Below are 25,669 nucleotides of genomic sequence, written 5' to 3' on the forward strand. Positions count from 1 at the left end.
AATGCTTGCTTGTATGAAACAACCTAATACTGCCGCTCGTAATCGACCCGATTTCGCGAAGGAGCCTTGCCCTGCACGTACTCTTGAAGATTATGCAAGAAAATCTCAAACGCCCGTTCGTTATACTGGTCCGTCGACCCGGAATTGTGCGGCGTCATGATCACATTGTCCATCTGCCATAATGGACTCGAATCGGGCAGCGGCTCTTGCTCGTAGACGTCCAGTCCCGCTCCGGCTATCGTCCCGTTCTGCAGCGCATCGATAAGGGCCTCCGTATCCGTCGTTGCGCCGCGGCCGATATTGATGTACATCGCCGTCGGCTTCATCCGTTCGAATTGTCGGCGGCCGAACATATGTCGTGACTCATCGGTTGCCGGGACGGTCACGACGACATAATCGCTCTGCTCCAGCACGGCATCCAGCCCGTCATTATCGTACATACGATCCACAAACTCGCTTGGCCTCCCGGACCTGCGGACACCCAGCACCTGCATCCCGAACGCTTTGCCAAGCCGGGCTGTTTCTTCCCCTATGGCACCTACACCGATAATCCCCATCGTTTTGCCATGAATTTCTCCGAGCGTACCCGTGCCCTTCCATTCGCTCTTCAGCTGATGCCGAATGGACAAGTGCAGCTTGCGGGTAAAGCCAAGCATCATGGCCAAGATCGTCTCCGAGATCGGGAACGCATGGACGCCGCTGGCGTTGGTCAGCCATATGCCTCTCTCGGCAAGCTCGCCAAGCGGCATCCGGTCCACTCCGGCGCCCCAGTTTTGCACCCATCGAAGCTTCGAGTCCGGCTGCAAGCATTCCGTCTTGCATACGTCCTTCCAGTCCACAACGATTTCCGCATCCTTCAGATGGCCGATCCACAGCTCCTTTTCTTTGCCGTGAACGAGCTCCCACCCCGGCGCCGTTTGGCGAATCCGTTCCACCTGTTCGTCAGTCAAAGCATGAACACACACGATTTTGGACATCCTATCAGCTCCTTTGTCCACATTATACCATCGCCGCGCGAACAAGTTCGACCCGTCTTGGCGAAATTTTGCCTGCTACAGCCGTCCCCGCACAGCAAAAACCGCATTCCGGCTGGAAGCGCGAAATGCGGCGTTACTCCATTATTTTGTTTTGGCCTTGGCGGCGTCAACCGCTTTATTGGCCGTTTCCTCAATTTTGCGGAACAGCGTATTCAAATCCGTATCGCCCAGCGCCGCTTCATGAATCGCATCTTCGTAAGCTTTTTGCGCATCCCCTTCATATGGAGATCTTGCCGGCATCGGAGCATATTGATGATAGAAAACGGCGCTCGTGTTTTTGTCCTTATACTTGCTGTCCTGGGCAAACTGCTTCTTGATCGCGTCGTCTTTAAGCGCCGTCATCGTACCGCTGCGCACTTGCTTTGTCTGGTATTCGACGCTCGTCAAATATTGGATAACCTGCATCGCCTGATCCTTGTATTTGCTCTGTTTGGTTACGCCCCAATAGAAAGGATACGCTTGAGAACCAATGGTCGGCATATCCTTGAACGACGGCAACGCCGCAATGTCCCAGTTCATGCCTTCCGAGCCCGAATTCGCCCAATCAAGATCGGACAAGTAAGCCATCATCGCCAGGTTCCTATCCTTCAGGAACGGATCCTTGTACGGAAGCTTGTTTTTCAGCGCTACCATCGCCTTCTTGTAATTCGGATCGTTGGAAGGATTGACATAGTACGTCTGGTACAGCTGCTTCCACTTCTCGTCCGTTTGAATCGTCGCCTTATCCGTCTTCGGGTCGAGGAACGTCAGCCCCAGCTGATTCGCTTTGATGGTATGGGCCGGTGAAGAAGCAAAGCCCAAATACTGCTTGTCGCCGTCCGTACGCGTAAGCGTTTTCGCAGTTTGCTGCAATTCATCCCAAGTCATGCCGTTCTTCGGATAAGGGACGCCGAATTTATCGAATATATCCTTATTGTAAAACAGGATGACGTTTTGTGACCATACCGGCAAGCCATAAATACCGTTCTTGGACATCGACTTGGCAAAATCGATCATCGTCGGCTCGAAGGCGCTCAGATCGATATTGTGCTTCTTGATCAGATCCGTCATATCGTAGGCCAGATCGTAATTGCTCACCGTATAAAAATAGTTCGTGCTCTCATAGTAAATATCGATCGTTTGGCCTGAGGCGACCATTTCGTCTATTGTCGTTCCGGTTCCTTTTTTAATATATTTGATCGTGATGTTCGGGAACTTCTGCTTTACCGGATCGATAAATTTCTTTTGCACTTCCTCTTCGGAAGTGGCAGCTGTAGAATACAGCACCAGCTCTACGGGCTCGTTGCTGACTGCTTGCTGCTGCGCCGTTTTCCCCGTATCCGCAGCCGCAGGCTCCTGCTTGCTGCTGCAACCGCTTGCAAGAGCGATCAGCGCCGCTGTCGATACTAACAAACCTTTCTTGATCATTCGATAATTCCTCCCCGATTCCCCTTTTTAAGAAAACGCTTTATTTCCCATTACCCTTTTACAATAACATAAAGAAATGACGTAAACTTTAGGAATTTTGCCTGAAAATTTCATTTATTTGTTTTGTTCTATGAATAAAGCTAGAAGACATACTCTCTCTGCTCGTCGTAAGGGGAGTTCCCCTCAGCAACAGCAAAAAGCCAAGCCCCGCGTTCGCGGTCCTTGACTTGTGATTTGGAGAGTCGATGCCTCATCGCGCATTATCATTTGGCTGCCGGCTGGTCTACGAAATTGTCACGTACATTGTCCCGAATGTCATTCCCTTGCACCAAGATATTCGTGCCTTGGGCAATTTTAACCCCGTTGGTGTTGTGCGTTACGATATTGCCTGTGATCCGGACGTCGTCGGGAATCCCGGCTCCCAGTCCGTTGTTGCTTTTATCCCCCGGATCGCTCAGCAGAGCTATTCCCCAGAAGCCGTCCGCTATGTTGTCACGAATCGTATTATTGCGTACGATCGTCCCCGGGCCGTTCATCACGGTAACACCGGTTCCGTTCTTCACTGCACTTCCGGTAATCGTGTTGTTTTCTATGATGGTATCGGGGCTCCCCATTGAAACCGTAATGCCGCTGCGCGACCCCTTAATCGTATTGTGATGAATGAAATTACCTGGCCCGGAAGCCGAATGATTGTTGGGCGGCGTCCCTCCCGTATTTCCCAAGCCGATGCCTGCACCCGTGATGATGCCGCTGATGGCGTTATGATGAATTTCGTTCAAATACTCGCCTTCGCCGTGCAGATCGATCGAATCGAGAGCCGTAGACTGGAACGTGTTGTTCCGTACGGCATTGTTGTGAGAAAGGTATTGGATTAATACCCCGTGACGTATATAAGGCCCTTCAAACCGGCTGGTTTCTACCACGTTAAAATACGAATCGTTCTCAAAGCCGCTGCGGCTCACCTTGGGAATCCCCTGCATGACGACGCCGTATCCTGCGCCGCCTCCGCCGAGATCCGTAGCGTCGCGGAACAACGAGTTCCGTACGATAACATCGTGACTTCGGCTAATGCGGACTCCCATCCGCTGATACTTCTCGACGGTCACATGATCAATGGTGATTTGGCGGGAGCCTCTGGATGAGGCGTCTTCAATGTAAATACCTACGAGAGGTCCGCCACGATCCGGATTGTTTGCCGTCCGGTCGGTAGGATACTTGCCTTTGAAATCGGAGCTGACGGTCAGATGGGAAATGAGAATGCTGTCGACGCCGAGCGCTTTGATGACTCTCGTGTTGGAATCAGGCTGGTCCAGGTACGAGCGAAGAATGACGCCGTCCTGGCTCTCGCCGCGCAAATTGACTCCGCTTTTCAGCTCGATATTCGCGGTTTTATCCGCAGGAAGCGTACGGATTAAATTGTACACGCCATTGCTCAGCAGCACTTCATCCCCGGGCTGTGCCGCCTTGATGGCAGCGTTAATGGCCTCAGCGTCATCCGTTCCGTTATCCGCCGGGTCCGCGCCGAAATCGGCAGCGCGGAGCGTCTTCCCCGTCACCGGGTGATCGTCATGAAGCCGATGCTCCGTACCGTCCGCCCGGTATAAGCCGGGCTTTTCCGAAGAGGCAAGCACAAGAGCAGAAGCTTGCGACGGCGACGTTGTCGGAGCTGGAGCAGGTGCTGCCGGCATGGCGGGCGTTATGCCTTCAGCTGCCGGCTCCGCGTGCTGCCGCTGCACCGCAATAATAACCGTTGTCACGGTTATAAGAAACAGGGCAGCGACAGCAGCGATTATCGCTGATGAACGAACCGATTTGATCATCGCAGTCTCCTTTACTTCTTCTTATACAGGATGGGTTCCGATACGATCCGATGCTTGACATGCTGGTCCATAAACGCCCAAGCTTCCTCAGAAGCCTGCGCCGCCGCCTCGCCCTTGAAGCCGTGGCCTTGGCCCGGTACGATTTTGAAATCGACGACGGGGGAGCCCGCATCCTTCAGCTGCTGCGCGAGCTTCACGCTCTCCGTAAACGGCACCGTCGTATCTGCATCCCCATGACGTATCCAGAAAGGGGGCGTGTTGGGGGAAGCATACGTCCCCGGCATCGCCGATCTCGCCAGCTCCGGCACCGTAAGAGCGCGCTTATTGCCCATTAATGCGGCGATCGACTTGTTCGAATCCGCTTCCTTAGTCGTGAAATCGGACGGCCCGTACCAATCGGCTACGGCCTGCACTTGCTCGGAATAGTCCGGCCAGCCGCCTGTACCGGACAAGTCGATTGCGATCGCTTTATCTCCGCCGCCAGACATCGATCCCCGATTCGCCGACGCCAAGTCTCCGGTAGTTCCGAGCAGCGCAGCCAAGTGGCCTCCTGCGGATACACCCCACACGCCGATCCGGCTCGGATCGATGTGGTACTGCTTGGCATGAGCTCGTAAATAGCGGATGGCAAGCTTCACATCCTGAAGCTGGGCAGGAAACGGAGCTTCCGGAGTAAGCCGGTAATCCAGGGACACGCCGATATACCCTCTCTTGGTTACGTAACCGCAAATGGAACCAAGCGCCCCTTTCCTGTCGCCGTGATTCCAGCCGCCTCCGTGGATATAGACCATAACGGGCATCGGAGCGTCCGGCGGCGTTTCCGGGACGGCTATCGAAGCATGCATCGGGCGATTCCCGGCTTTTCCGATCTCGACTTCTTCATACAGCGTAACCCCCTTCGGCGCGACAAAAGGCGGCTCCTCTTCCGTTTTCGCCGCAGCCGGTACGTCGTTGACGGCAGATGTCGTTCCTCCGGCCCCCTGCCTTGCAGTTTGTGTTGACGCCCCGTCGTGCTCGGCGGAACGTGAGGACGGAGCCGAAGTGCAGGCTATCGTCACAGCGAGTATACTCATCATGATCACAACCCCTTTGTACCCTAATGTGAGTCGCATCGGCATTCCCCTTAACCCAATATTGACTCTTATCTAACCTTTAATCCAACTATATACAATGATGTAAGCGCGGTCAATATGCATAATAACAATTATATAAGTTTGTAATGAGTCAATTTATCGGCCGCTTCTGAGCCTTATTTAACTGCTGAAAATCCATTCGTTCCATCTCGCCGCATAAAAAGACCAGGCCGCCGCATTCACGGCACCTGGTCTTCCGTTTCTCCTTGTTAATGGGAGCCTTCCAAATTTTTAAACTGATTGAAGAACATTTGATAGTAAGTTCCTTGCCGGTCGATCAGCTGGTCGTGGCTTCCCTTCTCGACGATTTCGCCGCGATCGATAACCATAATCGTATCGGCATCCCGGATCGTGTTCAGCCTGTGGGCGATGATGAAGCTCGTTCTGCCCTGCATAATGTTGAGCAGCGCGTCCTGGATATGAAGCTCCGTCCGCGTGTCGATACTGCTGGTCGCTTCATCCAGAATCAAAATCGACGGCTTAGCCAATATGACTCTGGCAATCGCAAGCAGCTGGCGCTGTCCTTGGCTCAAGTTGCCGCCGTTCTCGGACAGCACGGTATCGTACTGCTTCGGCAGCCGCCGGATGAACGGATCGGCGTTGGCCATCCTCGCCGCCTCGATCACTTCCTCGTCCGTTGCGTCCGACTTGCCGTACTTGATATTCTCCTTGATTGTACCCGAGAACAGGTACGTATCCTGCAGCACGATGCCGAAGCATCGTCTCAGGCTGTCACGCGTGTACTCCTTGATGTCTACACCGTCGATGTAGATCGTCCCTTCCGTTACGTCGTAAAATCTTGTCACCAGATTGACGATGGTCGTTTTGCCTGCGCCTGTCGGCCCCACAAGCGCCGTACTGCTGCCTTCGTGCGAATCGAAATCGACATGCTTCAGGATCGGCACATCAGGTCTGTAGCCGAAGGTGACATTTTCAAATACGACATGCCCCTTCGGATTGCGCAGCTCCTTGGCATGCGGCGGATCTTCCGGCTCTTCCTTCTCATCGAGGATCTCGAATACCCGCTCGGCACCGGCGACGCCGGATTGAAGAATGTTATACGTATTGGCCATTTCGTTCAGCGGCCGGACGAACTGTCTCGAATAGCTGAGGAAGCTGGCGATAACCCCGATGGTAATGCTCCCTTTGACGGCAAGCACGCCTCCGACGACAGCTACTGCAGCGAAACCGATATTGTTGATTACGGCAAGCAGGGGCATCAGGAAGCCGGAATAAATTTGTGCTTTGAGTCCGACCTGGTACAGCTTGTTGTTCACTTCGTTGAATTCCTGTATCGCTTTGTCCTCATGATTGAATGCTTTGACGACATGAATGCCCGAAATGGTCTCCTCGATATGGCCGTTCAGCTTGCCGAGCTGCGCCTGCTGCTCCTTGAACAAGACGCTTGTTCGCTTGGTGATCGTTTTGCCGAGCAAATAGACTAGCGGTACCGTAATTAGCGTTGCGAGCGTGAGAATTGGGCTTAAGATGAGCATCATCGTCAGCGATCCGATCAGTGCAATGACTCCGGACATCAGCTGGGTCGTTGACTGTGAAATCGTATTGCTCACGTTATCGATATCGTTCGACAGCCGGCTCATCACTTCGCCGTGAGGCTTCGAATCAAAAAATCCGAGCGGCAGCTTCTGCAGCTTCTCGAACAATGCGGCCCTCAGATGCCCGACGATTCTTTGCGATAAGCCCGCCATAAACCAGCTTTGTAAAAACGTCAGCACCCCGTCGATCAAATAAGCGGCGGCAAGTCCCAATATAAACAGCTCCAGCAGCTGAAAGTGAACCGTTCCACCATCCGCCGCCGTCATGGCATCGATAGCGTGGCCGATAAGGAAAGGACCTGTCAGCGTAAGCACCGAGCTCGCCAATATAAACAGAAACACAATCGCAAGACGTTTGCGCTGGTGGCCGACGAACTGCCACATTCGTTTAAGCGTCGCTTTGAACTGCTTCGGCTTAGCAACCGGACCGCCTCTGGCGCGATTTCCGAATCCGCCCGGTCTCCCTGGCCCCATCATGGGCAAATCGGGAGGTGTCTGCGTCTCTCTGGACGATTCATTAGGCTTCGACATCTTTGTGTACCTCCTTCCCCATCTGAGATTGATAAATTTCCTGATAGACTAGGCATTCTTTCATCAGCCTGTCGTGTTTTCCTATTCCGACGATCTCTCCTTGATCGAGCACGACGATCTTATCGGCATCCATAACCGACGTAATTCGCTGAGCGATAATAAGGCACGTCAGCCCTTGGGTATAGGTCTTCAGCGCTTCCTTGATTTTCGCCTCCGTCGCCGTATCGACGGCACTCGTACAGTCGTCCAGAATGAGAATTTCCGGCTTCCGGACAAGAGCTCTTGCTATAGATACCCGCTGCTTCTGTCCGCCCGAAAAGTTAACTCCCCGCTGCCCCAGAAGGGTCTCGTAGCCTTCCGGGAACGAAGTGATGAACGGATGCGCTTGCGCCGCTTCGGATGCCTTGACAATCTCCTCCATCGTAGCGTCCTCTTTGCCCCAGCGGATGTTCTCGGTCACCGTCCCGGTGAACAGCACGGTTTTCTGAGGGACGATCGCGATTTTCTCCCTGAGCTTGGCGGGATCGATTTGAGTCACGTCGACGCCGCCCACCCGGATCGTTCCCGAGGTCGCATCGTAAAAGCGCGGGATTAAGCCGACCAGGCTGCTTTTGCCCGAGCCGGTCGATCCGATAATCCCTACCGTTTCGCCAGCCAGACACGTCAGCGATATATGCTTAATAACCGGGTCGCCCGAAGCTCCTTCATAGGAGAAGCTGACATTGTCAAACTCGATCGTTCCTTGGGCAGCCGGATCGAGCTCGGTTTCCTCCCGCCAAGACATCTTGTTGTCTTGATCGAACACTTCGCCGATGCGCAGCGCCGATGCTTTGGCCCGCACGAACATATTGAACACCATGGAAATCGTCATAAGAGCAAACAAAATTTGCGTCATGTAGTTGATAAAAGCAATGATATTTCCCACTTGAATCGTGCCCCGGTCAACGCCCCAGCCTCCGAACCACAGCACGGCAATAATGCCGAGATTCATCGTCAGCATAATGGCCGGGTTGAAGATCGCCATCGCCCGCATCGCCTCGATCGAACGAGCCTGATACGACTGATTGACGTCCTGAAACTTCTCCACCTCGTAATCGAACCGGTTAAAGGCCTTCACAACCCTCACGCCGGACAAATATTCCCGCATAACGCCGTTCACCTTGTCCAGAGCCTTCTGGACGCGGATAAACCGCGGAAACCCGATTTTCATATTCAAGGCAATCAGAATGGCGACAATGGGAACTACTACTGCCAATACGATAGCCAGCTGGGAGTTGAGACGCGCTGCCATAATCAAGCTTCCGATACACAGCAACGGCGCTTTGACGAAAATCCGCATCATCCCGTTCGTAAAGTTTTGCACCTGTGTCACATCGTTCGTTAATCGCGTAATCAACGAAGCGCGCTCGAACTGATCGATGTTTTCGAATGAAAGCGTTTGTATTTTACCGAACAGATCTTGTCTCAGCTCGGTGCCGAACGCCTGCGACACGCGGCTCGCCACAATGTTCCTGCCTGTTGCCGCCAAGGCGCCGAGCCCCGTAATCAGCAGCATGAACCCGCCCATGCTCAGCACATAATTCATGTTCCTGTCGGCCACGCCGACATCGATTATATGCGACATGACCGTCGGCAGAGTCAAGTCGGCCAATGCTTCGCAAGTCAGAAAGAGCACGGCCACAATAAACATTTTCCAATATTTCTTTACATATTTCCGGAAAAATGACAAGTCGAAGTTCCCCTCCCAAATTAGTTAGCTTCACTATATAAAACATACTCCTTTCAAAGTAAATTGTCACTCCCTTTTTGCTTGGGAGCGTCTTCATTAGGGAGTGGCCGTACGGCCGAATCATAGTATAATGAGCTTGTACCGCTTCATTTCGTACTTTTTCGTATCTAAGGGAGGAACCGTGCATGAACATCGTAGTATTGGACGGATTTACGCTGAATCCGGGAGACTTGACCTGGGACGGCTTGTCCGGACTTGGCCGTCTTACGATTTATGACCGTACGCCGCAGGAGCTTATTGTAGAGCGAGCCTCCGATGCGGAGATCGTGCTGACGAACAAAACTCCGCTTAACGCATCGACATTGACGAAGCTTCCGAAGCTGCAATATATCGGGGTTCTGGCTACAGGCTACAATATTGTGGATACGGAAGCGGCGCGCTCGAGAGGCATTCCCGTCACCAACGTGCCTACCTACGGGACGCATTCGGTTGCGCAGTTCGTATTTGCGCTGCTGCTCGAATTGTGCCATCATGTCGGGCGTCATGACGCGGCGGTCAAAGCCGGAGATTGGACAAACAGCACCGACTTTTGCTTCACGAGATCGCCGCTCACGGAACTGTCGGGGAAAACGATCGGCATGATCGGTCTCGGCAAAATCGGCACCCAAACCGCCCGAATCGCGAATGCGATGGATATGCGTGTACTGGCTGTAGGAAGCGGCAAAAGGACCCCTGCTCCCGTCGAAGGCGTGGAATGGGTTACACTGGAGCAACTGCTGAAGGAGTCGGATATCGTCAGCCTCCACTGTCCTTTAACGCCGGAAACGTCGGGTTTGATTAATAAAGACCGGCTGGCGCTGATGAAGCCGTCCGCGTTCCTGATCAACACCTCGCGCGGCCCGTTGATCGTAGAGCAGGATCTGGCCGATGCTCTGAATGATCATAGGATTGCCGGAGCCGCACTGGATGTGCTGTCCGTCGAGCCTCCGGGCGCAGATAATCCGCTGCTTACCGCGAAGAACTGCATTATTACGCCGCACATCGCTTGGGCTACGAAAGAAGCGCGGGCAAGACTTATGAAGACGGCCGTCGACAATGTCAGATCCTTCCTCGCCGGGAAGACGGACAACGTTGTCAACCCTCTCTCTTGATAAAACCTCTTTCGAGGCCATTCAAAGATGCACGACCGCGTTCAATGGTAGGTTTTATCGCCAATGGGAAAGATCTTCGATACACTTTATCGATTACCAAACTTAAACTTTCCAATGTGGTAAACAAAAAGAACAGCCTGACCCTTAAAGGGCCGGGCTGTTCCTTTTTATTTTCATTTCGTTCCGGAGACTCCTGAAGTTCCGGAAGCCAAAACCTTTTGATAATACTCATCGATGTCAATCGATTGGCCGTTACTCATGCGGGACTCCTCCGCTGCAAAAGCAAGCAAGTGGCTTCGGACGGAAGCGGACGCAGACGTAAGGCTCTCCTCGCCGTTGTATTCGCGCACCTCGCGAAGGAAGCTTTTGACAATGCCGCTATCTCCGCCGCCGTGACCGCTCGTTTGCTTGGGAATGTCGATCGTATGCTCCTCATGCGTCAGAAAGTCCATCCATACGATCCGGCCTTCTTCGCCGCGCAGCTCGCCACGGGTGCCCATAATTTGAATCCGCCGCTCCTGATGGCGCGTAAAGCCGCACATGCTGAACATCGCGGTAGCTCCGCTGGCGAATTCCAGATTCACAACCTGATGATCCACTACATTATTGTCGCTTTGGTACACGCATCGTCCGTAATCGGTTTCCTTCAAGCCTTGGACGATGCTCTCACGGGTCAGCTCCTGCGTAAAATGCTTCGCCCAGCTCTTCCCTTCGCCCAGATAAAACCGCGGAGCATAATAAGGACAGTCCGACTCGGCCGGACAGCCGTCGATACAATGGGATGGAGCTCCTTCCGGTGCGTTGCCGGAATGAAAATGCATCAGTGAGCCGTATGAGCTCACCCTCGTACATCGTTCGTCCATGAGCCACGACAAGACGTCCATATCATGGCACGACTTGGCCAAAATCATCGGACTGGACGTATCGGAATTGCGCCAGTTGCCTCTCACGAAGCTGTGAGCCATATGCCAGTAGCCGACATTTTCGTTCAGCTGAATGGAGGCGATTTGGCCGAGCCGCCCTTCTTTAATGACCCGTTTGATTGCGGTCCAAAATGGCGTATAACGAAGCACATGGCATATCGTCAGCAATCGGTCGTGCTTCTTGGCTGCTTGCTCCATCAGCACGCATTCCGTGGGATCGGGAGACATCGGCTTTTCCAGCAGAACGTGATACTGCTTGGCCAATGCTTCCATCGTCGGTTCAAAATGCATCCGGTCCTGCGTACAGATGACCGCGATGTCCGCCATACGCGGCTGCTCCATCAGCTGCGTCCAGGAATCATAGCATTGCTCGGCGGGAATGCCGTGGGCTTGAGCAAATTCTTGCCTTCTCGCCGGATCCTTTTCGGCAACGGCTACAAACTTCAGCTCGTGAGGATAATCAAGGGCGTAGGGTGCATAGCTGCGGGCTCCTCTTGCCCCTGCCCCCAGCAGTATGGCGGTCAGCTGTTTCATCATTTTTCACTTCTCCCGGCAAATGTAGTAGGGTAACATGCTATAATCAAAAGTATAGCGCATTCATCGCGCAGCTTTTGAAGCAACCTTGCCCTATTTTTATAACAATCTTGCTCTTTCCAGGCGGTGTGACGGACTTGATGTATTTTTATAAGACAATAACCCATTCCCCTAGCGAAACCGCGAAAAAATGCATGTTTTTCGTCCAAGACGTAGGCTGGTTCAAATGCAAGCCATCGTATGTCGTGGACCGGCGCTTTTTTTATGCCTATCAGATGAAATTCGTTGTCAGCGGGTCCGGCTATGTTCAAGGAAAAGACCGCAAATACAAGCTGAAGCCAAACGACCTTTTCCTCCTGAATCTTAACGAAGAGCATTGCTATCATGCCGATCCCGACGATCCATGGGAGCTTCTCTGGGTCCGTTTCGGCGGAATGCAAGCTGCGGATTATTATGCGATGCTGGGATGCCAGGAGCAGCCGGTGCTGCAGGTTCGCAACACCAACGCCGTCCATTCCATGTTCCGGGAGCTGTTCCATATGTTTCAGACGCGTCCGGTCGGGCTGGAGGTATCCGCGTCTGCGTATATCACCCGCATCCTGTCGGAGCTGCTCGTAACCAAGATGGAGCGCGATGCCGTGCTGTCCCCCAACGTATCGCCCGATTATCCGAAGGAAATCCGGGAGGCGATCGATTACATCGAGAACCATTACCAGCTCCCGATCAAGCTGGAGGAGGTCGCCGACGCCGTTCATTTGAGCCAGTATTATTTCTCGCGTATTTTCAAAAGATCGACCGGCTATTCCGTTCTCGAATATTTGATCAAATACAGACTGACCCGCTCCAAGGAGCTTCTCGCGTCCTCTAAGCTGCCTACCGGGGAAATTGCCCAGCGGGTCGGATTTTGCAGCCAAAGCTATTTTACGAAAATGTTCAAAACCCATGAAGGGATGACGCCGAGGGATTACCGCCTCTACGTGCAGTAACCATCCAATAGAAAGGATCGTGAACGAATTGAACTACCGTTTGAGGGAAGCCGCTCTTCATGATGCGAAAGAACTGATTGTCCTGCGAAGACAGCTGGACGATGTTCATGCCGAAGCAAGGCCCGACTTGTTTGTAAGCGCTAACTCTTATAGCGAGCGTTCCATCGAAACGTATCTAGCGGCGGAAAAAACGAAAGTGATCGTTGCGGAGCCGGAAAACGGGAGCGGCGAGCTTGTGGCTTATATGATTTTGAACAAGGAGCTTGCGCCTGCCGGACCGGTCTTCCGGACGCCCCGGCTGTATCTGTACGTCAATGATCTTTGTGTCAAAGATACGTACCGCAGACAAGGGATTGGAGCGTCATTAATGGAATATGCAATCCGCTATGCACGAGATATTGGGGCATCATCGTTAGAGCTTAACGTTGCGGAATTCAACTCGGACGCGATCCGCTTGTACGAATCGTACGGATTGACAACGCGCAACCGGCGGATGGAGCTGCAGCTGTAGTAGACATTTTAGCAGGAGGGTTCCCATGTCGATTCAGATTCAGGTACAGCCGCTCTTGGCTTCCGATTACGATCATGTCAAAGCTCTCTCCAAGCTGCATATGGCAGGAAGACACGGAGCCTTCTCCTTGGCTGAGCAGTTGGATTCAAAAAAGATGATAGCCCGCTATGTGCTGCGGGATTGTTCTTCAGGAGCCTTGCTCGGGTACGCCTTGTTGGCTGAGCAAATAGCCCCGATGGTCAAGCTGCGGGTCGAAGTCGTTGCACACGAAGGCGAAACGAGAGAAATCTATTATCCGGTGCTCTACGAAGCGGTGGAGTTCGATATAATAGCTGCAGCTCCTTATTCCGTTGAAGCCCGTGTATTCGGTACGTCTGCGGATGAGCGGCGGTTTTACGAAAGCGCAGGCTACCGGGAGGATCACCGCATGGTCCATTATGGTCTCGACGTTGCAGCCTTGGACTTGGAGTCCGAATCCACCAAGCAGCCTGCCAATGTCAGCGGCAGCTCCATTATCATCCGCAGCATGGCCGATGAGTGTCGTGAACGACCCGATTGCATGGAAGCGTTGACTGAGCTTGTGCTGGATACGAATACGGATTTCCCGACAGAGCTTCCGGTCCATTTGCGGCAGCCCAATACGGATACGGGTTGGCTTCACAAACCGGATCTCGTACCGGATGCATTTTTCATCGCAATAGACCGCGGCAACTATGCAGGGTATACGGTGTTGTATCCCTCTGCGGAAGAAGCTTACGCATTCCAAGGGAATACGGCTGTCCGCCGCGATTACCGCAACAAGGGCATTGCAACGGCCCTCAAGAAATCGGTCATTGCCTTTGCGAAACGGCATTCCATTCGCTCTATTTATACATCCACCCGCTCCACCAACCCCGCAATGGCGAGCGTGAACGAGAAGCTAGGCTGGAAGGTCAGCTACAGCGAGCTCCGGATGGTAAATTGGTTTCACAGTCCCGGTCACGGTCACATCCACAACCGCTAAAACGAAAAAACCGCCCTCCTCACAGTAAACGGTGTGAGGAGAGCGGTTCCGAAGCTACACGCCCGAGTAGGCCATGAATCCTCCGTCCACGGGGACGGTTATTCCTGTAACGAAGCCGGACATCGTATCGTCAGCCAGCCAGAGCATCGTCCCAAGAAGATCGTCCGGCTTGCCGAAGCGCCTCATCGGCGTATGGGTAATAATTTTATGAGACCGCTCCGTTAAGGAGCCATCTTCGTTCGTCAGCAGCCTGCGGTTTTGTTCCGTCAGGAAAAACCCCGGTGCGATGGCATTGACGCGGATTCCGGCGTCCGCCATATGTACGGCAAGCCATTGCGTGAAATTTTCGATGGCCGCTTTGGCCGCGCTGTAGGCCGGCACCTTCGTCATGGGGCTCGGGGCGCTCATGGAGGACATATTGATGATGACCGCTCCCGGTCTATGAATCATTTTGCGGGAAAATACTTGGGTGGGAATCAGCGTGCCGAGAAAATTCAAATTGAATACGTAGCTTACGCCTTCCTCGCTTAGATCGAAAAACGTCGTGATCTCCTTGTTGTCCAGATCTTCCAGCTTGAACGTTTCGTTGGTTGTACTCCCCTTCGGATGATTGCCGCCTGCGCCGTTGATCAAAATATCGCAAGGACCGAACGTCTCGGCGACGGTTTGCTCGGCTCTCTTGACGCTCTCGACATTCAGCACGTCGCAAGCAACGGCGATCGCTTCACCTCCGGCCTCCCTTATTTCCGAGGCGATCTTCTCGCCTTTCTCCGCGGTTCGATTCAATACGGCGACCTTGACTCCCTGCCGCCCCAACTCCTTCGCCATCGCCGAGCACAGCACTCCGCTTCCTCCGGTAATGACGGCTACTTTCCCTTTTAAATGCTCATGAATCGTTAACATGATACGCTCCCCCGTTTCGTTCGTTCCAGCGAATCCCATACTCCCCATAAGTACATGATACCAAGGGCACGGTCATACAATCCGTAGCCCGGCCTGCACTGCTCGTTCCATAAATGCCTTCCGTGGTCGGGACGGACGTAGCCTGTAAACTCATTCTCGTGATAAGCCTTCACGATATCGCAGATGTCGACGGAGCCGTCCCGTGCCCGGTGCGAGGTTTCAATGAAATCCCCGTTGTCGTATCGGCGGACATTGCGAATATGGGCGAAAGGAATGCGGTCGGCAAATTCCCTTACCATCCCGGCGATATCGTTAGCCGGATTAGCTCCAAGAGACCCGCTGCATAAGGTGATCCCGTTATACGGACTGTCGACCAGCTTCAACAGCTTGCGGAAATTATCCCGGCAGGTCATAATCCGCGGAAGCCCGAATATAGGCCAAGGCGGGTCGTCCGGGTGAATGGCCATTCGAATGCCGTTCTCCTCCGCGACAGGAATGATGCGTTCCAAAAAATAGTGCAAATGGTCCCACAGCTTCTCTTCGGTTACGTCCTTGTAGGCTTCAAACAGCTCGGACAGCCTCGCCAACCGCTCCGGCTCCCAGCCGGGCATCGTAAAATCCGGATTCTCGTTAATTTTGTGCACGAGCTCGGAAGGGTTCATGGCGTCCACCTTGGCCTTCTCGTAAAAGAGCGCCGTGGAGCCGTCCTCCAGCTCTTTATGCAGATCGGTCCGCACCCAATCGAATACGGGCATGAAGTTATAGCAGATCGTTGTGACACCGACCTTCCCAAGGTTCTCGATCGTCTGCTTGTAGTTGTCTATGTACTTGTCCCGGCTCGGCAAGCCGAGCTTAATATCTTCATGCACGTTGACGCTTTCCACAACCTCGATATGGAACCCGTGCCCCTCAATCTGCTCCTTCAGCTGCAAGATCCGGTCCATCGGCCATACTTCACCGGCAGGGATGTCATGAAGCGCCCAGACGATTCCCTCCACACCGGGGATTTGCTTAATCTGCGGCAGCGTTACCGAATCATTTCCTTCCCCATACCATCGAAAAACCATCCTCATAAGACAAGCCTCCCCCAGGTCTTAGTTGACAAAATAATGCGGATACGCCTTGCGAAGCTCCGGCAGCTCGTGATCCAGCTTGCCTATATGCTGCGCCAGCCTTTGCACCGTCCGCTGCTCATCGCCCTGCTCCAGCGCTTCGATCAGGCCGCGGTGTTCCTCTATCACGTCGTTCATATAGTGAAACTGCTTCAACGCCAAAAAGCGTACGCGGTTCAGATGTCCCCGCATCTGATTCACGACCTGCAGCAGCGTCAGGTTGCCCGTCACCTCGAGAATAGCCCGGTGATACGCCTCGTCCAGCTGAAGGAACAGCTCGACCCGCTGTTCGGCGCAAGCCTGCTCCTGCCGCTCGATCAAGCTATGAACCGTTCGGCTCACCTCGGCATGAGCCTCCTGATTCCAGAGCTTGGCTGCAAGCCGGAATGCTCCCAGCTCCAAATGCTCGCGGATAAAGCGGCTCTCGTTCACCTTGCGCTCGGAAATAAACGCGATTCTTGTTCCCCGTTGGGGCAGCACATCGAGCAGCTGCTCGCTTACCAGCAGCCGGATCGCTTCCCTGACAGGCGTACGGCTTACATTGAGCAGCTCCGCCAGCTCGTTCTCATAAATCATGCTCCCCGGCTCCACACGCAGCGATACGATGCTTTCCCTGATCGTGTCGTAGACCTGATCTCCTAGGGATTTGCGCTGAATAGGCGGAGGCAGCGGCGATAGAAACGTCATGATAGACAGCACCTCCAAATTTACAATTTTGAACTAAGCCATGATTGCATTGATCGTTTGTTTTTTCAAGTATACTTACATTCTTGTATACAAGTCAATTGAAAATAAAAAGCGGATCACAATCCGCTCCCCGTACACAGCTCCGGCTCCTCTTTCCAGATGACGTCTCTTCTATAATTATGCCCCCACTCATACATCAATTTGAGAACGGGCATTAAGCTCTGTCCGTATTCCGTCATGGAATATTCCACCCGCGGCGGTACTTCCGGATACACCTTGCGCTGCACCAGCTGATCCTCTTCAAGCTCTCTCAGCTGATTCGTCAACATTTTTTGTGTTATGTTAGGAATTTGCTTCTTCAGCTCGCTGAACCGCTTCGTGCCCTCCAAACCGAGATGCCACAGGATGATCAGCTTCCACTTGCCTCCTATGACGGCTAATGTGAGCTCTTTCTCGCAATTAATTTCCTTCAAATTAATTCTTTCTTTTACATCGCTTGCCATCCATATCCGCCTCCATTCTCTTATATGCAATAAAGTAATTAAGTATAGTTTAGTTCCTCAGTATCCGTTTGGGAAGTAGGCACTTGCACGAAACGGGGTTACCTGGAGGTTACTATTGAAGGTGGAGCCAGTAATACTATGACCCCCTCATCTACCTCCGAGGGGGTCATTACAGCCATGCTTGTCAACTTATCTATGAAACAAATTGATCGCAAGGCAAGTTATTTTTTTGTTTCCAGCATTTTATTGATTTCTTCATCCGCCTGTCTCAGAGCTGTGTTGATATCGACATTGCCTGCCAAGAGCTCTCTTACCTTCGCTTGCGCGATCTTCTTGCCGTCGACCTCAAAAGGCGAGTAAATCGGACCAGGCGACACGGTGCTTTTGAATATTGCCTGTATGTTTTTGCCTTGCAAATACGGCACCTCGGCTCCAAATTGCTTTTGCATTTCCGGGTTTTTCAGCGGAGACATTCTTGCCGTTTTTCTGGCGCTAAGCAGCTGAACCTCGTCCGATGTTACTACTTCCAGTACTTTAACAGCTTCCTCTTTATGCTTGCTCGTTTTGGATATGGCCAGATTATGAGTATCCAGCTTGCCTGAAATATTGGGCTTTTCCTTATAGCTCGGATACTGAGCAATATCCCAGTTGATCCCGCTAGCCGCGCTCCCGATTTGAGCCATTAAATTCGTCGATGCGAGCATCGCTACATTTTTTTCTTTAATAAACAGGTTGCCTTGGGTCGCCGCGCCTGGTTCGGTACTTTTCAGTTCATTCCCCGGAATCGTCAGAATGCTCTGGGTAAGCTCAAGCACCTTTTTCCATTGCTCGTTATTGAAGCTTGCTTTGTTAGTCTTGGCATCCACGTAAGTCAGTGAGAACGGGAAGCTCAATATATAGCTGCTCACCGGATCCAATCCGCGATATTGGATCCCGCCTTCATTTCGGATCATTTTCTTGCCGAGCTCAATAGCCTCGTCCCATGTCATGCCGTCCTTAGGATATTCGACGCCGAACTTATCAAACAGATCTTTATTGTAATACAGCGCATTAAACTGCATGGCGTATGGGAGCGCCCAAAGCTCACCTTTATCCGACCTTACGGCGTCAATCGTTACGGGATCGAAGCGGTTCAAATCCAAATTAGCTTGTTTCACTAACGGAGCGATATCGAACAATATATCTTTCTGACTTAATTCCAGTACGCCGGAATGCGGGGGTGTCAATATATCGGGAACCTCGCCGGAAATCACCAGATTATCCAGGGTGACGCCTTTATCCAGTCGAACGAGCTTCAGATCGATATACGGATACTTCTTCTTCACCGGCTCAACGAACAACAATTGAAAATCTTCATCGCTGATTTCCGCTTGCTGATACACCGTCAAAACAACCGGTTCAGGCGTCTTTGGAGCACTCGCTTGATTGTCGGGTGCGGGTTCCGTTTGACCGCAAGCAGTAGACGACAGCAAAATCATGAGAGCAGCGAAACCATAAACTACACGTGTTTTCAAAGTTGTAACTCCCTTTCTATTCGCTTATTGGACTGGCCTAATAATTGAATAGTAACGGGAAAGTATAAAATACAACTTGTTCATTTGTTAAACCTGCATTAAATCTGTATCCAAGTTGTCTATTTGTCATATATATGTCTGGATAATATGGGCTACCCCGTCTTCATGGTTCGACGGTGCGATAACATCCGCCGCCAGCTTCACTTCATCCTGAGCGTTCCCCATCGCCACACCTAAGCCTGCCGCCCTTATCATTGGAATATCGTTCAAGCTGTCGCCGACCGCTATGACTTCCGACATATCGATACCGAGCCTATTGCATGCTTCCAGCAAGCCGCTTGCTTTACTAACCCCGAGCGCATTGCATTCGATATTCGTAATATGCGAGTTGCTTATTTCGAATGCGTTCCACGATTCCAGCGTACTGCGGATTTCCGCCAATACCACCGCATCCGAGCTGCGAACGGCGAATTGAAGCCAGCGAAGCGAAGCCGTATTTTCCGGCACATTGCTTCGGTCTATTCGCTGCTCCACGGTATGCGCCCAGAAATCTACCTTCTCGCCGTACTCGGTAAGCAGCTCCGACAGAATCCGGTTCACAAGCTGCGGATCCAGCTCACATCTAGTATGAAGCGTCTCGGGCAATGACCATACCTCGCTGCCGTTATTAATGATAAGCGGCGATCGCAGGTTCAGCTGCCGGGCATACACGACCGCATCCCTAAACGGTCTGCCCGTCGCCAGTGTAACGTGGATTCCCGCTTCTATGGCTGCCTGTATCCATTTTCGATTTTGCTCCGAAATTTGCTTTTCCTTGTTCAACAGCGTTCCGTCCATATCCAGCGCGATCAATTTGTATGCCACTCCACTCTCTCCCCATGTCCAAAAATATTCGGGCAGCATAAGAATCCCTATGCGTCACCCTACGAAAAGTTAACCGAACTTCAGCTCGAACCTGCCGGTTGATGGAGCAGCTATTTTCTCCACCGGATGCTTCCCCCAATGATCCCACTTGTCCGTATTGGCGTAATAATCGGATACGGTACTGCGGATAAAGCCGCTGGCCGTCTCCACCTCCAGGACAAACCCTCCGATGCACATCGGTTCATCCTCTATTGTAACAGATAGATCGTTTACAGAGGCGAGCAACGGCCAAAACTCCGGCCGAATCTCCATCGATTGACGGCTGTCGAAATACTCAAGACGCGGCAGCGCTCCGATTTCCATTCCGTTAAGAGAGACTCGGTAGCCGTTCGGAGCTTTGCAGTTGGTGCCTGCCGCTCTAAGCTGCACCCTCCGGATATCGTTCAGCGCAGGCAGCGGCTGTCCTGATGTCGTGGAGAACGAAGGCTTCCGGGTAAACGTCGCCTTTTCCCCTCTTCGCCAGCAAAGCTGCCCTTGTACTCCCTGCCGCAGCACATGCCAATCCGCTTGAACGGACGGTCCGTTCACCGTGATTTCCCACCATCCGGGTGCGGAGTCTTCGAGATAGCCCCAACCGTATTCCATATCCGCCGGATCCGGTAAAATCGGACGAACGTCACTCAAAGGAACAGGCGGGCGGTCAGGATAACCCAGCACCGAGCTTTTCAGCTGAGGCAGCCAATGATTGCCTATCCGATGCAGCGTCGAAACCTGATTGTGCGTATGCCCGCAAAAATAGGCGTCGACCTCGAACTTGGCGATTTGCCCGAGAACGGTTTGGACAAAATCGTAGTGAGTGAAAAAAGGCCTTCCCACGCATATGAGCGGCGGGTGGGCGAACAGGAACACATGCTCATACTGTGCAGACTTGGCAAAAGTATCCTGAATAAATTGAGCTTGCTCATCGTTTTTTACAAAGGTTGTATAATCGAGCACAAGAAACAAAGAACCTGCTTTTTCAAACGCGTAATAGCCTTTCGTTAAAGGAGACGTCCCTAATGCCTTTCCAATGGCAGGGTATACGAACTGCCGGACCTGCCGCTCCTCGCGTCGGCCGACAACTCCGTCATGGGTACCGAGTGCGAAGAATAACGGTGCCTTTAAGCCCTCCAGCAGCTCCATCGCTTCCTTCATCTCGCGCAGACCGCTCTCTTCGTTGTCGCAGTGGCCTTGAATGATATCCCCGGTTTGAATGATAAAATCCGGCTTTCGTGCGGCTATAGCGGATATAATCTCCGGGGTCACGTTGTGCGTCATCCACAAATTCCGGGTAACATCCGCGAATTCCGTAATGCCTTTCGCGCGGCCGTTAAATACCTCTTGATGCGACTCAGCCTGCACATAATGCAAATCTCCCATAACTACAAAACGAAATGAATTCACGCTGCCATCTCCCTTTGATTATCAAGTTGATTATTTGTAATATTTGTGCTATTCTTTCTTTGCAATTACGAACAAGTATATGTTTTATAAGAGATGGCAGTCAATTGTTATATAGGAATTCCATTGTTAATATTTTGTAAACACACTTCGGTTTAGGTAAGGAGTAAGTTGTATTATTGTTATGTCTGGAGGCTGTCATGAGTAAACAACCGGGACGCACACCGCTTTATAAGCAAATTCGGGAATATGTGCTGGATAACATTATCCGGATGAGCTGGCTGCCCGACGAGCGGATTCCGTCCGAGAATGAGTTGGCCGCCCGATTTCGCGTCAGCAGAATTACGATTAAGAACGCACTGTCAGCTCTTATGGAAGAGGGGATTATTTACCGTATCCAGGGAAAAGGCTCCTTCGTTGCGAAGGACAAGTCCGGTGAAGTCCCGGTCTACAGCTCCTCTCCGTCAGGACGGCTTGTCGCTTATCTGATGCCGCGGCTGGACAACCGGTTTACGGCGCGTTTATTGAACGGCATTGAAAATCAGCTGGCTGAAGAAGGCTACCATCTCCTGTTTAGCGAGACGGGCGATTCCCAGGAGGCGGAAAAGGAATTGATGACAAGAATGGTCCAGCTTCATGTCAAAGGTGTTATCATCTATCCGTCCCATGGGCAAACTTACAATGAAGAGATTTTAAAGCTTATTTTGAACGGATTTCCAGTCGTTGTCGTCGACCGCTATTTAAAAGGCGTCGAAACCAACTATGTAAGCTCGGACCATTCAGAAGGCGCCTTTGATGCTTGCAGCCACTTGATCCAGCTCGGCCATCGCCGGATCGGCTTCGTATCCACCAAGCCGGAAGGCACAACGAGCATAGAGGATCGGCTTAACGGCTATGAGAGAGGTTTGTTCGAGCACAGCATCCTCATCGACCGGCATATGCGGCTTATGAATCTGGACCGAAAAAAAGTTAATATGATCTATACGGAAGGCATGGGAGATACGGACAGCAAGGAGCAAATAAAGTTATTTTTGCGCAATAACCCCGATATTACCGCTCTGCTGGCAGTAAATACCGCTGTCGGGCTGACGTTAATGGAAGCGGTCAAAGAAATGTCTATCCGTATTCCCGAAGACTTGTCCGTTGTTTTCTTGGATGATTATGAGCTCTCCAGCTTTACTGCCGTTCCTCCAACCTGCGTAAGCCAAGAAGAGTACAGTGTGGGCCGAGAGGCCGTGAAGCTGCTTGTCTCCATTATGGAAAATCCCCGGCAGAAACGCAGAAAGGTCGTCGTCCCGACCCGATTGATCGTAAGGGCCTCGACTGCTCCGGTAAATCCGTGCAGCATGGCAAGCGAAGAAGCATCCTCTGCGATAAAAATAGAAAAAGCTTGACCGAGAAGGGACCTATCGTCCCTTCCCATCAAGCTTGTATTTCTGAACGGATTAGGCAATCCGTCATTATATGTTATAGCGATTGTTATTTCGATGCCGCTTCGGCATGCTCGATCTCGTTCGCTTCCAGGAAGCGTTCCGTATCCAATGCCGCCATGCATCCGGTTCCCGCAGCGCTGATCGCCTGACGGTAACGGCTATCTTGTACGTCGCCGCAAGCGAAGACGCCCGGAATGTTCGTTTCCGTTGTGCCCGGATTCACCAGCAAATACCCGTGGTCGTCGGTAGTGAGCTGACCGTCCAGGAATTTGGTGTTCGGGGTGTGACCGATTGCGACGAACAAGCCGTCGGTTTCGATAACCTCTTCCTCACCGGTCTCGTTGTTTTTAACTTTCAGGCCGGTAATGCCTCTGTCTCCCGCCAAAACCTCCAACGGAGTTTTGTTCAGCTGCCAGCTGATTTTCTCGTTGGCGCGAGCGCGGTCCTGCATGATCTTCGAAGCGCGAAGCTCGGTACGGCGGTTCACCAGCACCACTTCAGACGCAAAACGAGTCAGGAAGTTCGCTTCTTCCATTGCGGAGTCTCCGCCGCCGACAACGATGATTTTTTTGTTGCGGAAGAAGAAGCCGTCGCAGGTCGCGCAAGTGCTGACACCGCGGCCGACATTGTCTCTTTCGCCCGGAATGCCCAAGTATTTGGCGGAAGCGCCGGTGGAAACGATGACCGTCTCCGTCTGAATTTCGCCAATTCCCTCTACGGATAACGTGAACGGACGCTTGGACAAGTCGGCTTTGTTCACCCAGCCCGTACGGAATTCCGCACCGAATCGCTCGGCTTGCTTACGCATATTATCCATCAATTCCGGTCCCAGAATACCTTCCGGAAATCCCGGGAAGTTCTCGACTTCGGTCGTTGTCGTAAGCTGGCCGCCAGGCTCCGGACCTTCGATAACGAGCGGCTTCAGGTTGGCTCTTGCCAAGTAAATAGCTGCAGTCAGCCCGGCAGGGCCTGTGCCTATAATAACGGATTTATACATAGTTATCACTCCTTATGAAAACATAGCTGCTAATCAAAAATTGCACTTGAAAAGTATAGTAGTATCATACCAGTCAGCGTAAATCTCGTAATGAAGGAATAATGAATATTTCATGAAGATTTGATGAAGATTTTACCTGCCGAACTGCGCTTCGTGCAGTCGGCTGTAGATGCCGCCGGCAGTGACCAGCTCGCGGTGAGGCCCTTCCTCGGCGACGCCGTCCTCCGTCACCACGACGATGCGGTCTGCGTTCTTGATGGTCGCAAGACGATGCGCAATGACCAGCGTAGTCCGCCCTGCAGACAGCTCGGCCAGCGATTCCTGGATCGCTACCTCCGTAGCCGTGTCCAGCGCCGACGTCGCTTCGTCCAGGATGAGGATCGGCGGATTTTTCAGAAACATTCGGGCTATCGCGAGCCGCTGCTTCTGACCGCCGGACAGCTTGACTCCCCTCTCCCCGATCAGCGTATTCATACCGTCAGGCTGCTTCAAGATAAATTCCTCCAGCTGCGCCCGCCGCGCGGCTTCCCATATTTCCTCGTTACTGGCTTCGAGCTTGCCGTACGCGATGTTTTGCCTGATTGTCCCTTCGAACAAATAGACGTCCTGCTGGACAATCCCGATCTGGCTGCGCAGCGACTGCAGCGTCATCCGGCGTATATCCATGCCGTCAATCGTAATGGTGCCCTCGGTGCTGTCGTAAAAGCGCGGCAGCAAGCTGCAGATCGTCGTCTTCCCGGCTCCGGACGGCCCTACGAAAGCGACCGTTTGCCCCGCCTTGATGGACAGGCTCAGACGGTTCAAAATGTTCTTCTGCTCGTCGTATCCGAACGTAACGGAATGGAACTGGATATCTCCCTTCAGCTTGTCGACCTTCACCGCATCCGGCGCATCGGCTACATCCGGCTCGGTATCCATAATGGAAATATACCGTTTGAACCCGGCGATTCCTTTCGGGTAGCTCTCGATAACGGCATTGATTTTCTCAATCGGACGGAAGAACACGTTGGACAGCAGCAGGAAACCGACGAATTCCCCGTAGGTCAGCTCCTGGCGGATGACGAACCACGTCCCGCAAATCATCACGAACAGCGATACCAAGCGCATCATCATATAGGTGATGGACATGCTTTTCGCCATTAATTTGTAAGCAAGCAGCTTGGTGAGACGGTACTGCTTATTTGTCCCTTTGAACAGTTCCTTTTCATATTCCTCGTTGGTAAAAGCTTGAACGACGCGGATGCCGCCGATGTTGTTTTCGACGCGCGAATTGAATTCCGCTACGTCGCCGAACAGCCGTTCATAGGTTCGGGTCATTTTTTTGCTGAAAAATATTGCGAACCACGCCATCAGAGGGATAACGATGAACGTTAAGATCGCCAGCTTGACATGGATGGACAGCATCAGGATGAACGCGCCGATCAGCGTCATAATGGCAATAAACACATCCTCGGGTCCATGATGCGCGATTTCCCCGATTTCGTTCAGATCGTTCGTGATTCGGGTCATGAGATGGCCGGTCTTGTTATTGTCAAAAAACCGGAACGACAGCTTCTGGATATGATCGAACAGCTTTTTGCGCATATCCGTCTCGATATTGATGCCAAGCATATGACCCCAGTAAGTAACGATGTATTGCAGCGCCGTATTCAGCACATACACGCCCAGCAATGCTATGCAAGCCCATGTAATCAGCGACCAGTCTTTGCCTGGCAGCAGTTTATCCACGAACTGGTTCACGGCGAGCGGAAAGCCGAGCTCGAGAATGCCCGCGATAACCGCGCAGCTGAAATCCAGCACAAATAAGCCCTTGTAAGGGCGATAATAGGAAAAGAATCGTTTTAGCATCGAGCACCCTCATTTCTATACACAGATTTGGTTGCAATCCCTCATGA

21 protein-coding genes are annotated in these 25,669 nt (G+C 52.3%); 5 read left to right on the top strand and 16 right to left on the bottom strand.

The window, feature by feature from the left end:
- Positions 1 to 23: 23 nt before the first annotated feature.
- From ACFQ88_RS30520 to ACFQ88_RS30545, 6 genes are all read right to left on the bottom strand, one after another.
- On the bottom strand, positions 24 to 977 hold the full coding sequence (locus ACFQ88_RS30520) for a D-2-hydroxyacid dehydrogenase (protein ID WP_379460266.1): 954 nt from the start codon (positions 975 to 977) through the stop codon (positions 24 to 26).
- A gap of 141 nt (positions 978 to 1,118) precedes the next feature.
- Positions 1,119 to 2,444 carry an ABC transporter substrate-binding protein gene (locus ACFQ88_RS30525; RefSeq protein WP_239634166.1) on the bottom strand — a complete coding sequence of 442 codons (1,326 nt, stop codon included), beginning with the start codon at positions 2,442 to 2,444 and terminating at the stop codon, positions 1,119 to 1,121.
- 263 nt (positions 2,445 to 2,707) lie between these two features.
- Positions 2,708 to 4,264 (bottom strand): right-handed parallel beta-helix repeat-containing protein, encoded by a 1,557-nt coding sequence (locus ACFQ88_RS30530; RefSeq protein WP_379460269.1) that lies wholly within the window; start codon positions 4,262 to 4,264, stop codon positions 2,708 to 2,710.
- 11 nt (positions 4,265 to 4,275) lie between these two features.
- Positions 4,276 to 5,340, bottom strand: coding sequence for an alpha/beta hydrolase fold domain-containing protein (locus tag ACFQ88_RS30535; protein WP_379460271.1), 1,065 nt, complete (start codon positions 5,338 to 5,340; stop codon positions 4,276 to 4,278).
- 266 nt (positions 5,341 to 5,606) lie between these two features.
- A complete protein-coding gene (locus ACFQ88_RS30540; RefSeq protein ID WP_239635358.1) occupies positions 5,607 to 7,430 on the bottom strand; it encodes an ABC transporter ATP-binding protein in 1,824 nt (607 codons plus the stop codon).
- A gap of 40 nt (positions 7,431 to 7,470) precedes the next feature.
- Positions 7,471 to 9,213: an ABC transporter ATP-binding protein gene (locus tag ACFQ88_RS30545; RefSeq protein ID WP_379460273.1), complete on the bottom strand. Its 1,743-nt coding sequence runs from the start codon at positions 9,211 to 9,213 to the stop codon at positions 7,471 to 7,473.
- Between the two features lie 185 nt (positions 9,214 to 9,398).
- On the opposite strand from ACFQ88_RS30545, the gene ACFQ88_RS30550 reads away from it, so the two are divergent.
- Positions 9,399 to 10,364, top strand: coding sequence for a D-2-hydroxyacid dehydrogenase (locus tag ACFQ88_RS30550; protein WP_379460275.1), 966 nt, complete (start codon positions 9,399 to 9,401; stop codon positions 10,362 to 10,364).
- A 173-nt stretch (positions 10,365 to 10,537) separates the two neighbouring features.
- Here ACFQ88_RS30550 and ACFQ88_RS30555 read toward each other — a convergent pair whose 3' ends face one another.
- On the bottom strand, positions 10,538 to 11,821 hold the full coding sequence (locus ACFQ88_RS30555; RefSeq protein WP_379460466.1) for a Gfo/Idh/MocA family protein: 1,284 nt from the start codon (positions 11,819 to 11,821) through the stop codon (positions 10,538 to 10,540).
- A 140-nt stretch (positions 11,822 to 11,961) separates the two neighbouring features.
- Here ACFQ88_RS30555 and ACFQ88_RS30560 point away from each other — a divergent pair, with 140 nt between their 5' ends.
- The 3 genes from ACFQ88_RS30560 to ACFQ88_RS30570 are packed head-to-tail and all read left to right on the top strand — an operon-like array spanning position 11,962 to position 14,321.
- Entirely contained in the window at positions 11,962 to 12,807 is an 846-nt protein-coding gene (locus ACFQ88_RS30560; protein ID WP_379460468.1) for an AraC family transcriptional regulator, read from the top strand.
- A gap of 28 nt (positions 12,808 to 12,835) precedes the next feature.
- Entirely contained in the window at positions 12,836 to 13,318 is a 483-nt protein-coding gene (locus tag ACFQ88_RS30565; RefSeq protein WP_379460277.1) for a GNAT family N-acetyltransferase, read from the top strand.
- A gap of 25 nt (positions 13,319 to 13,343) precedes the next feature.
- Positions 13,344 to 14,321 carry a GNAT family N-acetyltransferase gene (locus ACFQ88_RS30570; RefSeq protein ID WP_379460279.1) on the top strand — a complete coding sequence of 326 codons (978 nt, stop codon included), beginning with the start codon at positions 13,344 to 13,346 and terminating at the stop codon, positions 14,319 to 14,321.
- Positions 14,322 to 14,375: 54 nt separating this feature from the next.
- Here the strand turns inward: ACFQ88_RS30570 and ACFQ88_RS30575 are convergent, their stop codons facing one another.
- From ACFQ88_RS30575 to ACFQ88_RS30605, 7 genes are all read right to left on the bottom strand, one after another.
- The gene (locus ACFQ88_RS30575; RefSeq protein ID WP_379460281.1) at positions 14,376 to 15,224 is read right to left on the bottom strand and encodes an SDR family oxidoreductase; all 849 of its coding nucleotides are present in this window, start codon (positions 15,222 to 15,224) and stop codon (positions 14,376 to 14,378) included.
- On the bottom strand, positions 15,218 to 16,297 hold the full coding sequence (gene uxuA, locus ACFQ88_RS30580) for a mannonate dehydratase (protein ID WP_379460283.1): 1,080 nt from the start codon (positions 16,295 to 16,297) through the stop codon (positions 15,218 to 15,220). The genes ACFQ88_RS30575 and uxuA overlap by 7 nt, the downstream gene beginning before the upstream one ends.
- A gap of 21 nt (positions 16,298 to 16,318) precedes the next feature.
- Complete coding sequence (locus ACFQ88_RS30585; protein WP_379460285.1) at positions 16,319 to 17,023, bottom strand: GntR family transcriptional regulator; 705 nt, start codon at positions 17,021 to 17,023, stop codon at positions 16,319 to 16,321.
- Positions 17,024 to 17,139: 116 nt separating this feature from the next.
- Complete coding sequence (locus tag ACFQ88_RS30590; protein ID WP_239634156.1) at positions 17,140 to 17,526, bottom strand: winged helix-turn-helix transcriptional regulator; 387 nt, start codon at positions 17,524 to 17,526, stop codon at positions 17,140 to 17,142.
- 221 nt (positions 17,527 to 17,747) lie between these two features.
- Positions 17,748 to 19,040, bottom strand: coding sequence for an ABC transporter substrate-binding protein (locus tag ACFQ88_RS30595; protein WP_379460288.1), 1,293 nt, complete (start codon positions 19,038 to 19,040; stop codon positions 17,748 to 17,750).
- Between the two features lie 126 nt (positions 19,041 to 19,166).
- On the bottom strand, positions 19,167 to 19,904 hold the full coding sequence (locus tag ACFQ88_RS30600; protein WP_379460290.1) for an HAD family hydrolase: 738 nt from the start codon (positions 19,902 to 19,904) through the stop codon (positions 19,167 to 19,169).
- Between the two features lie 69 nt (positions 19,905 to 19,973).
- Positions 19,974 to 21,347 carry a metallophosphoesterase family protein gene (locus ACFQ88_RS30605; RefSeq protein WP_379460292.1) on the bottom strand — a complete coding sequence of 458 codons (1,374 nt, stop codon included), beginning with the start codon at positions 21,345 to 21,347 and terminating at the stop codon, positions 19,974 to 19,976.
- Between the two features lie 197 nt (positions 21,348 to 21,544).
- On the opposite strand from ACFQ88_RS30605, the gene ACFQ88_RS30610 reads away from it, so the two are divergent.
- The gene (locus ACFQ88_RS30610) at positions 21,545 to 22,738 is read left to right on the top strand and encodes a GntR family transcriptional regulator (protein ID WP_379460294.1); all 1,194 of its coding nucleotides are present in this window, start codon (positions 21,545 to 21,547) and stop codon (positions 22,736 to 22,738) included.
- Positions 22,739 to 22,823: 85 nt separating this feature from the next.
- Here ACFQ88_RS30610 and trxB read toward each other — a convergent pair whose 3' ends face one another.
- Positions 22,824 to 23,774 carry a thioredoxin-disulfide reductase gene (gene trxB, locus ACFQ88_RS30615; protein ID WP_239634151.1) on the bottom strand — a complete coding sequence of 317 codons (951 nt, stop codon included), beginning with the start codon at positions 23,772 to 23,774 and terminating at the stop codon, positions 22,824 to 22,826.
- A 132-nt stretch (positions 23,775 to 23,906) separates the two neighbouring features.
- Entirely contained in the window at positions 23,907 to 25,622 is a 1,716-nt protein-coding gene (locus ACFQ88_RS30620; protein ID WP_379460297.1) for an ABC transporter ATP-binding protein, read from the bottom strand.
- Positions 25,623 to 25,669: the final 47 nt, after the last annotated feature.

This window comes from Paenibacillus sp. NPDC056579, from assembly GCF_042793215.1.
In the GTDB taxonomy this organism is placed as follows: Bacteria; Bacillota; Bacilli; order Paenibacillales; family NBRC-103111; genus Paenibacillus_S.